Consider the following 12,904-nt stretch of genomic DNA (forward strand, 5'->3'; position numbering starts at 1 on the left):
ATGGAGAACTTGTTAATCCGGGACATCCGGTTTCTGTAGTTAATAGTGGTGATGATTTAAAAGCGGATACAACAGGAAAAGGTGAATGGACATTAAATTTTGGAAAACTTAATTTAGAAGCCGGAAAATCTTATGTGGTTTTTGAAACGGTAGTTTCAATGGAAAATGTAATAGATACAGATGGAGACGGAAAACCGGATAAGAAACAAGAATTAACACATGAAGATCCGAATGATAAATCACAGACATTTAGAATTTTACCTAAAGAAGAAGTTGAAAATGAAGTGGTTTTCAGCAAGGTAAATATAGCAGGCAAAGAAATAGCGGGAGCGAAAATTCAAATAAAAGATGAACAAGGACAATTAGTAAAGGAATGGATATCTAAAGAAAATCAAAGTGAAACATTTAAGTTGAAAGCCGGAACATATACATTCCATGAAGAAGCGGCTCCTAACGGATATTTAAAAGTTACGGATATTACCTTTGAAGTAGATGAACAAGGAAAAGTTACGGTTAAGAATGCAAATGGAAACGAAGTAAAAGCAAACGGAAATAAATTAACAGTAACAGATAAAGCAAAAGATCAACCAGTTGGAGAAATAAAGACAACGGTGACAGCAGGTGAAAAGACTTCAAATGAAAATGAAATTGCAACATTAAAAGCAAAGGATATTGAAGGTGGAGTTGAAGTTTCAGACAAGATAACATATAAAGGACTTTATCCAAACGAAAAATATGATGTGATAGGCAAAATTTATGAAGTAAAAGATGGAGAACTTGTTAATCCGGGACATCCGGTTTCTGTAGTTAATAGTGGTGATGATTTAAAAGCGGATACAACAGGAAAAGGTGAATGGACATTAAATTTTGGAAAACTTAATTTAGAAGCCGGAAAATCTTATGTGGTTTTTGAAACGGTAGTTTCAATGGAAAATGTAATAGATACAGATGGAGACGGAAAACCGGATAAGAAACAAGAATTAACACATGAAGATCCGAATGATAAATCACAGACATTTAGAATTTTACCTAAAGAAGAAGTTGAAAATGAAGTGGTTTTCAGCAAGGTAAATATAGCAGGCAAAGAAATAGCGGGAGCGAAAATTCAAATAAAAGATGAACAAGGACAATTAGTAAAGGAATGGATATCTAAAGAAAATCAAAGTGAAACATTTAAGTTGAAAGCCGGAACATATACATTCCATGAAGAAGTAGCTCCTAACGGATATTTAAAAGTTACGGATATTATCTTTGAAGTAGATGAACAAGGAAAAGTTACGATTAAGAATGCAAATGGAAACGAAGTAAAAGCAAACGGAAATAAATTAACAGTAACAGATAAGGAAGAAGCATCAAAACCTGAAAATCCGTGGACACCAATGATACCGCCAACAAGAAATCTAAAAGTAACAAAAGAGTGGTTGGGAACAAATGGAAATGAAATTACAGCACCTGTAGATAAAATCGAAGTTGAATTATACAGAGATGGGGAAGCGACAGGACAAAAGCTTGAATTGAATAAAGAAAACAATTGGATAGGAGAATTCAAAAACTTAAAAGTATATGAATCAATAGAAAATTCAAAATCTTATGAATATACAGTTAAGGAAGTTGGAGAAGATAATAATTCAATTAAGTTGGAAGACAAGTTGTTTAAGGTAAGTTATTTAGGAAATATGAAAGATGGAATAAAAGTAGTTAATACAGAAAGTCCAGCTTTACCACCTTCAACGCCTTCTGAAAAATCTAAAAAAACTAAATTAGCTAAAACGGGAATTGAAACAAATCCGTCAATCTATTCAGGAATTTTAGTTATATCAGGTGGAATAATGTTATTCTTGAAAAAAAGAAATCAAAAGTAAAGATACAAATATATAAAATTTGATTTAAAGATGACATTTCTTATAGGTTAAGAATTAAGACACAAAAGTAATAATTTATCAAAAAGTAACATAAAATAGCAAGTCAGCAAGTCATAGGGCTTGCTATTTTTATTGTGGAACAACAAGGTTCTCGGGTACCCACCCGATGCGAAGGATTGTGGAAGGGTGGAGTTCTTATTGCGAAGCAACAAGGTTCCCGGGCACCCACCCGATGCGAAGCGTCGAGGAAGGGTGGAGTTCTTATTGCGAAGCAACAAGGTTCCCGGGCACCCACCCGATGCGAAGCGTCGAGGAAGGGTGGAGTTCTTATTGCGAAGCAACAAGGTTCCCGGGCACCCACCCGATGCGAAGCGTCGAGGAAGGGTGGGGTTCTTATATAAAAATCAAAAATTAAAGCTCAATAAATGTATTTTTAAACGAATTTTTTTAAAAATAAGATTGTCTTATATTATATTTGTTTTTTGTACGTTTTAATTGATAAAATCTTTACATTGTGATAAAATAATAGTAAGAATAGGAGAGTGATACTTTGGAAAAATTTGAAAAAATGTATTTAGATTCATTAAAATCACTTGATTTTGCTGGTTTAAGTAAATTCTTTTTCGAAAATAGTATTGTTTCTTATATTATTGGAATTGTTTTAATTTATATTCTTTTTAAATTATTAAAATTCCCTTTAAAAATTATAAAAAAGATTATTTTGAACTCCATAATAGGATATGTGATTTTATATATTTTAGCAATTTTTAAAATTGTTATTGTTCCATTTACCTATTTAAGCTATTTTTTAGTAGGTAGCTTCGGAATAGTAGGAATAATTTTATCATATTTATTTTATTCATTTTAAGGAGTTAAAAGATGGGATTATTTATTACTTTTGAAGGGCCTGACGGATGTGGAAAGACTTCAATAATAAATTTAATTAAGGAATACTATAAAGATAACGAAAAGATAATTTTTACAAGAGAGCCGGGTGGAACAAAAATATCAGAAAAAATTAGAGAGATTATTTTATCTAATGACAATGATAATATGTCACCACGAACAGAAGCATTGCTTTATTCTGCAAGTAGAGCTCAACATATCGATGAACTTGTAAAACCGAATTTAGAAAAGGGAAATATTGTTATTTCAGATAGATTTGTTTTAAGTTCGCTTGCTTATCAAGGTGGAGGTAGAGAACTTGGAGTTGAAAATGTAAAAAAGATAAATGATTTTGCTATAGATGGAGTTAATCCGGATATGATTATTTTCTTTTATGTTGATCCATTGACAACTTTAAAGAGGAAGTCTTTAAATGAAAATGCCGATAGACTTGAACTTTCCGGAGATGATTTCCATAGTAGAGTTTATGATACTTATATGGAACTTCTTGAGCAAATGAAAGACGATAAAGTTTTAAGAAAAGTTGATGCCACTAAAAGTATGGATGAAGTTTTCGAAAATGTAAAAAATATAATAGATGAAAAATTGGAGGAATTGCTATGAAGATGATAATTGCAATAGTTCAAGATCAAGACTTGAACCCACTACAAGAAGATTTAACTGAAAAAGGTTTCAGAATGACAAATCTTGCTTCAACAGGTGGATTTTTAAGAGCCGGAAACTCAACTCTTTTAATTGGGGTTGAAGAAGAAAAGTTAGAAGAATGTTTGAAAGTAATTGAAGAAAATTGTAAATCAAGAGAAATTACAACATCTGTTTTAAGTGTTACAATGCCGGGTGATGCTTATATTCCTTTCCCAATGGAAGTTTTAGTAGGCGGAGCTACTATTTTTGTTCTAGATGTTGTAGATTTTGTAAGAATGTAGGTGATATTATGAAACTTATTATAGCAATTATACAAGATCACATAGTTCAAGATGTTTTAACTGAACTTTCAGAAAATAAAGTTAGAGCTACAAAATTATCTTCAACAGGTGGATTTTTCAGAAAAGGAAATACTACTATATTAATAGGTATTGAAGATGAAAAAGTAGATAGAGTAAAAGAAATGATTTTAAATATTTCAAAAAATAAAGAAACAATTGATGATAAAACTGCCAATACTGTAATGTTTGTTCTAAATATGAATCAATTAATAAGGATGTAATCTATGAATTATACTCTTTTCAAGGAAAAGATTGATATTTATGATTTTTCTCAAAACTATATTGTTGAGGGAAGTGAGACTTTTTTAGATAAGGTTTCTAAAGAATTAACTTTAAAGGTTTTAAATCCGGAAGGAGATTTTAAAATTTCCAGAGAAATTGAAGAACAAACACATCCTGATCTGATGATAGTTGAAAGTGAAAGAAATTTCATTTCTATCGATTCAATTAGAAATATGATTAAATACGTTCAAAAAAGGCCTTTAGAGTCAAAATATAAATTGGTCATCATAAAAGGCGGTCAGTTTTTAAGAGCTGAATCATCCAATGCTCTATTGAAAACTCTTGAAGAGTCTTTTGACTATGTTATAATCTGTATTTTAGTTGATTCAAGATATAAATTATTATCAACTATAAGGAGTAGATGTATATTCATTTCGGAGGTGAATTCTTCTGAAAATTTCGATTATTCAGATTATGGTAAATTATTAGAAATTTTATCTCTCGCACTTAAAGGAGAATTTTTAGCTATTTATGATTCTAAAAATAAGGAATATTTACTTAGCTTGAAAGAAGATAGAGATTTCATACCACTATTGTATAATTTCTTTAAAGAATTTTACATTTTTTTAGAGACCGGAAAAGACATTTCAGATAAAAATATTTTGAAAATATTTAAGAATAATGTTAATTTTGATAAAAATAAAGTGGTAAAAATTTTAGAAACTATAGAGATTGTTAGAGAAAATTTGTATAATAATGTGAATTTTCAATTGTCAGTTGAAAAAATATTTATAGCAATTTTAAGATAGATGGAGGTTCTTATGGGAAAATTTAATAATTTTATTCCATTGATGAATGTTGATAGCAGTAAAAATTTATTTTTAATCGTGGGACTTTTAAGTTTAATAGCGATTATGGTTATAATATATCTTAAGAAAAAAAACAAATAAATTTAAATTGATATGTTTGACTGCATATATCTTTTATAAGATATATGCAGTTTTTTGTTTTTTGTCAAAATTTAGTAATTTGACTTTATTTCTTTTTTATGTTAAAATATACAAAAGGCGGTGCTGTTATGAATACAAAAGAAAAATTAGTTATGATTAAAAGAGTTTTGAGCAACAACATTGGAAGAAAAGTATTGATTACTATTAGAAGAAGTAAAGAAGAATATGTTGAGATTAAGGGAGTAATTGGAGATGTATTTACATCATTTTTTACTGTTGAGATTGAAACTGAAGAACATAAAACCAGAACTTGTTCTTATTCCTATTTTGATGTTTTGACATCACAAGTAAGTTTAAAGGCAAGCTAATAAAGAATTTTTAGAACTTTGATTTTTCAAGGTTCTTTTTTGTATATAAAAATGAGTGATTATGAAACCACTCATTTTTTAAAAATTTAAAATTTTAAAATTTTTTGTAAACTTTTATAAATCATAGGAACTAACGCAGAACATACTATTATTTCCGGGATTCCGTTTGAAATAGCTACTCCGACTAAAAATTTTGCAGGATTAATTTTTAAAACTTCATATATTTGATTTGCACAAAATATATAAGCCATAGAAAGAACACCGAATGTATTAATCATTGTTCCTATCATACTTGCAAATACAACATTAAATATATTTTTGATATATTTTTTTATGAAATTAAATGTATAATATGTTCCTACTCCTATTAATGCTCTTGGAAGAACTGACACCATAGGATTTATAAACATAAAGGATAATGTACTTATACCGGATAAATGTTGAATAAAAGAAAATAATCCAAAAATTAGTCCGACAAAAAAAGATACTGTAGGTTTTTCGATTAAGGCTATTAAAATTATCGGTATATGAACAGTAGTTATTCTAACAGGTCCCAACGGAATAAATCCTATAGGAGAAAGTGATAAAATAATTACTATAGCACTTAATATTCCAATTTTTGTTATAGATTTTGTTGAAATATTTTTCATAAATTCCTCCTTGGTTTTTCATAATAAAGTCGTGTATATTATAACAAAAATTTCAGAAAAATTCCATAAGTTTCAATTTATTTTGTTTTTTTTATGCAAATTTGGTATAATTATATCAATGATGGATGAGTTTTTATCATAGTAGATTTTTATATAACTGGAGATATAATGAAAAAAATAACTTTAATTGCTACTTGTGCTTTTGGCTTGGAAGCTATTGTTAAAAGAGAGATAATAAAACTTGGTTTTGATGATATAAAGGTTTCTGATGGGAAAGTAGAGTTTTTAGCAGATGTAAATGATATAGCAAAAGCTAATTTGTGGGTTAGATGTGCAGAGAGAATTTTACTTAAAATGGATGAATTTAAAGTTTTAAGTTTTGAAGATTTATATCAAGGAATTAAGAAGATAAAATGGGAAGAATTAATTTCAGTAAATGACAAATTTCCTGTAAATGCAAATAGTGTAAAGTCCAAACTTTTCAGTTTGTCCGATATCCAAAAGATTACAAAGAAATCAATTGTTGACAGACTTAAAAATGTTTATGGAGTTGAGTGGTTTGATGAAACTTCAGATGCTTTGTATTACATAGAAGTGTCCATTTTAAAGGATATTGCAACAGTTACTGTTGATACTTCAGGAGAGGCTTTACATAAAAGAGGATATAGAAAAAGAGCAGGAGATGCTCCGCTTAAGGAAACTTTGGCGAGTGCTATGATTAGTCTATCTTTTTGGGATCCGAGCAGAGTTTTTTATGATCCTTTTTGTGGGAGCGGAACTCTTTGCATTGAAGCATATATGATAGGCAGAAATATTGCTCCCGGAATTATGAGAAATTTTGCTTTTGAAAATTGGAATTTGTTGGATAAAGATGCTTTAAAAAATGAAAAGAATAGAGCAAGAGCATTAATTGATTATGATAGAGAATTAAAAATTTTAGGGTCAGATATAGATAGACGTTCGATTTTAAGAGCTAGAGATAATGCCGATATTTTAGGTGTAGAGGATGAGATTTCATTCTTTATAAAAGATATGAGAGATGTTGATTTATATAATGAATATGGTGTTGTAGTTACAAATCCGCCTTATGGTGAACGTATGGGAGATATTGAAGAAGTTGAAAGGCTTTATAGAGATTTTGGGAAAAAGTTTAAAGAATTAGATACTTGGTCTGTATATTTGATAACAAGTATGGAAAATTTTGAAAGACTATATGGAAGGAAAGCTGATAGAAAGAGAAAGTTATTTAATGGAAGAATTAAAGTTGATTTCTATCAATTTTACGGTCCTAAACCAAAATAACAGGAGAAAACAGTATGTATATGGATAAATTTACACATTGTAATTTTGAACTGGTAGATTTTATGGAAGATTTAGTCAGAGTTTTTGATAAAACTGGACTTATTGTCTATACTAATTCCAGTATGAAGAAATTTTTAGAAAATGAAGAGGGAAAGTTTTGTGTGTTTTCTGATGAGGATATACATAAAAATGACAAAAATTTTTCTTCTTTAAAATGTGTTGCTCCGATTGGACATAAAGAAGATGTTGAAACTGAATTGTTGTCAGTTGGAGAAAGAGATTTTTTGGTAAAGAGTAGTCCGATTTTTGATGACAAAAATGAATATTGGGGTTGTATTGAAGTCTTTCGAGATATTACAGAGGGAAATAGACTTCAAAAAGATTTAATAAAATATCAACAGATGATAAAAAATGATATGTTGACAGCTTCAGATATACAAAAGACCTTATTGTCTAAATTGAGTCATAGTGAAGGATTAAATTTAGAATATAAATATATATCATCAGATCAATTATCAGGAGATTTTTTTGATGTTATTGAATTACCAAATAATAAAACATGTGTTTATATTGCTGATGTTATGGGACATGGTATTTCTGCAAGTATGGTAACAATGTTTATAAAATTTTCTGTTAGAATGTTAATTCATGGAAGAAAAATTGAACATCCGAGAGAAATAATAAGAGCTTTATCAAAAGAATTTTCAAAACTTAATTTAGAAATGTACTTTACAATTTTTTTAGGTATTTACAATAAAGCAACTTGTGAGTTTGAATATTCAAATGCAGGGCACAATTCTATACCGATTTTATTTAATAAGGATAAAAATGTCAGATTAGAATTAAGCGGTTTGCCTATCTCTTGGTTATTTCAAGATAGTAGATACTCCGTAGGGAAAGCAAAACTCTGTCATGGAGATTGTGTTTTATTTTATACAGATGGACTTACTGAAACAAAAAATAAAAATAGAGAAGAATATGGAGAAGAAAGATTTTTTAATGTAGTAAATAAATATAAAAATTCATTATCTGATGAAGAGCTCTTAGATAAACTGGTTAAAGATGTTTCTGAATTTAGATGTGGAATTCAAGAAGATGATATTGCATTATTAAGTATGAGGGTTTTATAATGACAGATAATTTTGAGCTGGATTTTTCAGAGGATTTAAGCTTTAATAATTATGAAAAAGAGGCTTTTAAGGCATTAGATTATATTTTAAATAAAAATGGATTAGGTAATAAATTTTTAGGTTGGGTAACTCATCCGGAAGTTTATGATAGAGAAGAATACTCAAGAATGAAAAAACTTTCTGAAAAAGTTAAAAAATCAGAAGTTCTTATCGTTATTGGAGTAGGAGGTAGTTTTCTCGGTTCCAAAGCTATTATAAAGACATTAAAGCCTTATTTCAAGCAAGAAGGATTAGATATCATATTTGCCGGAAATAATCTAAGTGGAGATTACTTGAGTGAATTAGTAGAATATATAAAAGATAAAGATTTTTATATAAATGTGATTTCAAAATCAGGAAGTACATTTGAAACTGCTGTTGCTTTTAGGGTTTTAAAAGAATTATGCGAAGAAAAATATGGAAAAGATGCAAAAGATAGAATTATTGTTACAACTGATGCAGAGTGTGGATTGTTAAAAGAATTTAGTGATAAAGTCGGTTATGAAACTTTTTGTGTACCGGATGATATAGGTGGAAGATTTTCGGTTTTAACAGCAGTTGGACTATTTCCGATTATGTGTGCAGGTATTGATACTGATGCAATTCTACTTGGAGCAAATGACGGTTTAGAAGAATATACTAAAAAAAGCTTGGATAATATTTCTTTAAAATATGCAATTATCAGAAATGTAATGTTTAGATATAAAAAAAAGGAAATAGAATATTTAGTCGCTCATGAATTTAAACTTTCCTATCTTCAAGAATGGTGGAAACAATTATTTGCGGAGAGTGAGGGGAAAAATGGAAAAGGACTTTATGTAGAAAGTGCTATTTTCACAAGAGATTTACATTCTTTCGGGCAAATGATTCAAGACGGAAATAAAATAACCTTTGAAACTATAATTGAGGTTGAAAACTTAAAAAATGATATTATTATTCCTTTTTCAGAAGAGGATTTTGACAAATTAAATTATTTGGCAAAAAAATCGCTAAATGATATAAATAAAGTTGCTGTTACGGCGACAAGAAAGGCACATACGGATGGAGATGTTCCAACGATTAGAATTAAAGTTCCAAAACTTGATGCTTATAATATTGGAAAGTTGATTTACTTTTTTGAAATGTCTTGTGCAATTTCTGCTTATATGTTGGAGGTCAATCCTTTTGATCAACCAGGAGTTGATAATTATAAAAAAAATATGTATCAATTATTAGAAAAAATGTAAAGGAGGAATGAAGATGTATATAAACTATATAAAAGCTATGTTAAGAAAAGGCAAAAAAACTTTTAAAGATTATTTACAAGTTCAAGGGATACTGATTTTATTGGCATTACTTACTTCATTAGTTGCTGTTTACCTTATGAATTATCCGGGAAAATTTAAAGCCGGATTAATTATGGGTGTTTTAGAAGCTGTTCCAATAATAGGAAATGGACTTTATCTATCTTATCAGATTTTAATTAATCTGGTTAAACATGAAGAAGTAATTTCATCTAATTTAGCAATATTATATCTTACAATATTGAGTGTAAGATTGGTTTTAGAGCCAATATTATTAGGAAGAAAAGTTAATTTTAGAATTGGAATTATAATATTTTTAGCACTTATTTTCAAAATTATAGGTGGAAATAAGTGGCTTTCTGTAATTACTATTATCATATTTATTCTAAATACTTTAATAAATCTTAACGATATTTATTCTTTTGACCAAAAAAGAAAAATAAGAGAAAGAAAAGAAAAAAGACTTAGAGAAAGAGAACTTAGAAAAAAATATGATTATGAAAATGTAGGAGATGAACATGATAATTAATAATTTTTCACCAATTGAATTAAAAGAAGCTAGAAAACTGGCTGAAGAAATTAATGTAGAAGAAAAATTTGAAAATTTATATTTTAATGATTCTTTAGGAAAAGTTATTGCTGAGGATATAATTTCAAAAGTTAATATACCTAATTTTGCCAAATCACCATTGGATGGATATGCTTTTAGAGAAGAGGATGTTGTAAATGCAAGTAAAGATAATCCTATTACATTGGAAGTTATTGATGTTATAATGGCAGGGGATGTTTCTGAAAAGTCAGTTTCTAAAGGACAGGCTGTTAGATTGATGACAGGAGCAAAAGTTCCAACCGGAGCAAATTGCATAGTAAGGTATGAAGATACTGAATTTAACGAAAAAGAAGTTAAAATTTTTTCTCCAATTGGTAAAAATAAAAATATAATCGGACTTGGTGAAGACGTAAGAAAAGGTGATGTAATAATTAAAAAAGGTACATTTCTAACTCCTGCAGAAATCGGTGTTTTAGCCAGTCTTGGAATTCCCTTTATTAAAGTTTATAAAGCTCCTACAGTAAGTGTGTTTGCTACAGGAAGTGAATTGCTTGATGTTACTGACGAAATGGAAGACGGAAAGATAAGAAATAGTAACAGTTATACGATAGAGCAACTTGCAAAAGTCTATAATGCAGAAGTTATTCAATATGGGAAAGTTAATGACGATTTGGATACTTTGGTTGATATGTATAAAAAAGCTATAAGAAATAGTGATATAGTTATTTCTACAGGTGGAATTTCTGTAGGAGATAGTGATTTTGTTTTAACTGCATTAGATAAAATAGGGGTTAAAACAATCTTTACAAGAGTTATGGCAAAACCGGGTGGACATGTTTTCTTCGGAGAATATGAAGGAAAATTCATATTTGCATTATCCGGAAATCCTGCCGCATCATTTATGAATTTCTATCTTTATGTTAGACCTGTAATTTTGAAATTACAAAATAGAAATATTGATATGCTTAAAGTTAAAAGTGAATTAATTAACGGATTTAATAATAAGGCGAAAGTAAATAGAATTTTAAGAGCAAATACTTTCTACAAAGGCGGAAAATTCTTTACAGAAATTGAAGAAAGACAGGAATCCGGCGTTTTATCTACAATGGTTTCAAAAAATTCCATAGTTATTGTTCCAAGTCAAACTGAAATATCTAAGGGAGAAATTATTGAAACGGAGTTTTTATATGAAAAATAGGGCAATTTCCATAGTTGGAGAATGTTCTAATGTTGGAAAGACAACTTTGATAAAAAACTTGTTGAAAATATTTTCTAAAGAAGGATTAAAAGTAGGAGTTGTAAAACATCATCACAAAGAATTTGATTTTGACAGAGAGGGTAAAGATAGTTATATATTCTCACAGTCTGGAGCTAGTTGTGTAAAAATGGTAAGTCCTAATAGAGTAATAACAGTTGAAAACTTAAATTATGAAAAATCATTAGATGATGTTCTAAAAACAATGACTGAATATGATTTTATTTTAGTTGAAGGATATAAATGGGAAAACTTAGATAGAATTGAAATTTATAGAACGGGATATTCAACAAAAATAATTTCTGAAAAAGAAAAACTTGTAGCAATTGTTTCGGATATAGAACATAATTTTGATATAGAGCAATTTAAACCTAATGATTACGAAAAAATTGCAAAAAGAATAAAAAAATATTTTAATATTTAATTGAGATGTCTGACATCTCAATTTTTTTATGTAAAGTAGATTTTATAAAATTTTTCAAGTTCATTTTAAAAAAGTACAATAAAAGACTTGACAAATTAAAACAAATGCTTTATACTATTTAGGTACTGAATATGCACCTTTAGCTCAGCTGGTAGAGCACCTGACTCTTAATCAGGGTGTCCAGGGTTCGAGCCCCTGAAGGTGCACCAATTAATTTTTAGGTTATATTATATGCCCGGATAGCGAAAGTCGGTATAAGGAAGTGGCAAAAACAACGAAGTTGTTTTTAGGCAATGCCTTAGTTTAGTGCAAAGCACGAGAGAATGAGCTATCTAAAAATTGAAAAAAGTAAGTATATATAATATAAAAAATTCGAAAAAATTTAATATTATGCCCAGATAGTGAAAGTCGGTATAAGAGAGTGGCAAAAACAACGAAGTTGTTTTTAGGCAATATCTTAGTCTAGTGCGAAGCACGAGAGAATGAGCTATCTAAAAGAAAAACAAAAGTAAGTACAGAAATTCAAAAAATTCTAAAAAAATTGAATATTATATGCCCGGATAGTGAAAGTCGGTATAAGGAAGTGGCAAAAACAACGAAGTTGTTTTTAGGCAATGCCTTAGTTTAGTGCGAAGCACGAGAGAATGAGCTATCTAAGAATTGAAATAAAAAAAGTATAAAAACTCTAAAAGTTTTAAAAAAATTGAATATTATATGCCCAGATAGCTCAGTCGGTAGAGCAGAGGACTGAAAATCCTCGTGTCGGTGGTTCGATTCCGCCTCTGGGCACCATTTGCGGGAGTGGCTCAGTGGTAGAGCATCGCCTTGCCAAGGCGAGGGTCGCGAGTTCGAATCTCGTCTTCCGCTCCATTTCAATTTGGCGACATAGCCAAGTGGTAAGGCAGAGGTCTGCAACACCTTCATCTCCAGTTCAAATCTGGATGTCGCCTCCAAGGTCTCTTATGAGACCTTTTTTG

Annotated in this window: 15 protein-coding genes and 4 tRNA genes; 18 read left to right on the forward strand and 1 reads right to left on the reverse strand. The window is 29.4% G+C overall.

The window, feature by feature from the left end; genetic code table 11:
* The 8 genes from ACMX2D_RS04540 to ACMX2D_RS04575 all read left to right on the forward strand — a co-directional run.
* Positions 1-1,862, forward strand: a 1,862-nt coding sequence (locus tag ACMX2D_RS04540; protein ID WP_414972877.1) for a SpaA isopeptide-forming pilin-related protein, incomplete at its 5' end; no start/stop codon positions are given.
* A gap of 550 nt (positions 1,863-2,412) precedes the next feature.
* Positions 2,413-2,730 (forward strand): pro-sigmaK processing inhibitor BofA family protein, encoded by a 318-nt coding sequence (locus ACMX2D_RS04545; RefSeq protein ID WP_414972879.1) that lies wholly within the window; start codon positions 2,413-2,415, stop codon positions 2,728-2,730.
* Positions 2,731-2,741: 11 nt separating this feature from the next.
* Positions 2,742-3,371, forward strand: coding sequence for a dTMP kinase (gene tmk, locus ACMX2D_RS04550; protein ID WP_009449095.1), 630 nt, complete (start codon positions 2,742-2,744; stop codon positions 3,369-3,371).
* The gene (locus ACMX2D_RS04555; protein WP_009448942.1) at positions 3,368-3,694 is read left to right on the forward strand and encodes a cyclic-di-AMP receptor; all 327 of its coding nucleotides are present in this window, start codon (positions 3,368-3,370) and stop codon (positions 3,692-3,694) included. Before tmk ends, ACMX2D_RS04555 begins: the two co-directional genes overlap by 4 nt.
* Positions 3,695-3,702: 8 nt before the next feature.
* Complete coding sequence (locus tag ACMX2D_RS04560) at positions 3,703-3,975, forward strand: cyclic-di-AMP receptor (RefSeq protein ID WP_009448816.1); 273 nt, start codon at positions 3,703-3,705, stop codon at positions 3,973-3,975.
* 3 nt (positions 3,976-3,978) lie between these two features.
* The gene (locus ACMX2D_RS04565; protein WP_414972880.1) at positions 3,979-4,785 is read left to right on the forward strand and encodes a hypothetical protein; all 807 of its coding nucleotides are present in this window, start codon (positions 3,979-3,981) and stop codon (positions 4,783-4,785) included.
* A 12-nt stretch (positions 4,786-4,797) separates the two neighbouring features.
* Positions 4,798-4,926, forward strand: a complete 129-nt coding sequence (locus ACMX2D_RS04570; protein WP_414971231.1) for an LPXTG cell wall anchor domain-containing protein — start codon at positions 4,798-4,800, stop codon at positions 4,924-4,926.
* 128 nt (positions 4,927-5,054) lie between these two features.
* A complete protein-coding gene (locus tag ACMX2D_RS04575; RefSeq protein ID WP_083814294.1) occupies positions 5,055-5,294 on the forward strand; it encodes a Veg family protein in 240 nt (79 codons plus the stop codon).
* 86 nt (positions 5,295-5,380) lie between these two features.
* On the opposite strand, the gene ACMX2D_RS04580 is transcribed toward ACMX2D_RS04575, so the two are convergent.
* Positions 5,381-5,944, reverse strand: coding sequence for an ECF transporter S component (locus tag ACMX2D_RS04580; RefSeq protein ID WP_414971233.1), 564 nt, complete (start codon positions 5,942-5,944; stop codon positions 5,381-5,383).
* 168 nt (positions 5,945-6,112) lie between these two features.
* Here ACMX2D_RS04580 and ACMX2D_RS04585 point away from each other — a divergent pair, with 168 nt between their 5' ends.
* The 10 genes from ACMX2D_RS04585 to ACMX2D_RS04630 all read left to right on the forward strand — a co-directional run bounded on the left by ACMX2D_RS04585 (position 6,113) and on the right by ACMX2D_RS04630 (position 12,880).
* Positions 6,113-7,246 (forward strand): THUMP domain-containing class I SAM-dependent RNA methyltransferase, encoded by a 1,134-nt coding sequence (locus tag ACMX2D_RS04585; protein WP_414972881.1) that lies wholly within the window; start codon positions 6,113-6,115, stop codon positions 7,244-7,246.
* A gap of 20 nt (positions 7,247-7,266) precedes the next feature.
* Positions 7,267-8,376, forward strand: a complete 1,110-nt coding sequence (locus ACMX2D_RS04590; RefSeq protein WP_255261733.1) for a SpoIIE family protein phosphatase — start codon at positions 7,267-7,269, stop codon at positions 8,374-8,376.
* Positions 8,376-9,641 carry a glucose-6-phosphate isomerase gene (locus ACMX2D_RS04595; RefSeq protein WP_414972883.1) on the forward strand — a complete coding sequence of 422 codons (1,266 nt, stop codon included), beginning with the start codon at positions 8,376-8,378 and terminating at the stop codon, positions 9,639-9,641. Before ACMX2D_RS04590 ends, ACMX2D_RS04595 begins: the two co-directional genes overlap by 1 nt.
* A gap of 13 nt (positions 9,642-9,654) precedes the next feature.
* Entirely contained in the window at positions 9,655-10,227 is a 573-nt protein-coding gene (locus ACMX2D_RS04600) for an AI-2E family transporter (protein ID WP_414972885.1), read from the forward strand.
* Positions 10,217-11,446 (forward strand): molybdopterin molybdotransferase MoeA, encoded by a 1,230-nt coding sequence (locus tag ACMX2D_RS04605; protein WP_414972886.1) that lies wholly within the window; start codon positions 10,217-10,219, stop codon positions 11,444-11,446. Before ACMX2D_RS04600 ends, ACMX2D_RS04605 begins: the two co-directional genes overlap by 11 nt.
* Complete coding sequence (gene mobB / locus ACMX2D_RS04610; RefSeq protein WP_414972887.1) at positions 11,436-11,927, forward strand: molybdopterin-guanine dinucleotide biosynthesis protein B; 492 nt, start codon at positions 11,436-11,438, stop codon at positions 11,925-11,927. Before ACMX2D_RS04605 ends, mobB begins: the two co-directional genes overlap by 11 nt.
* A 133-nt stretch (positions 11,928-12,060) precedes the next feature.
* Positions 12,061-12,136: transfer RNA gene (locus ACMX2D_RS04615), tRNA-Lys, on the forward strand.
* Positions 12,137-12,643: 507 nt separating this feature from the next.
* Positions 12,644-12,719 (forward strand) — tRNA-Phe (locus ACMX2D_RS04620).
* Between the two features lie 3 nt (positions 12,720-12,722).
* Positions 12,723-12,797 (forward strand) — tRNA-Gly (locus tag ACMX2D_RS04625).
* Positions 12,798-12,806: 9 nt separating this feature from the next.
* Positions 12,807-12,880: transfer RNA gene (locus ACMX2D_RS04630), tRNA-Cys, on the forward strand.
* The last annotated feature ends 24 nt before the right edge of the window (positions 12,881-12,904 follow it).

It is taken from the genome of Parvimonas oralis (genome assembly GCF_047608425.1).
In the GTDB taxonomy this organism is placed as follows: domain Bacteria; phylum Bacillota; class Clostridia; order Tissierellales; family Peptoniphilaceae; genus Parvimonas.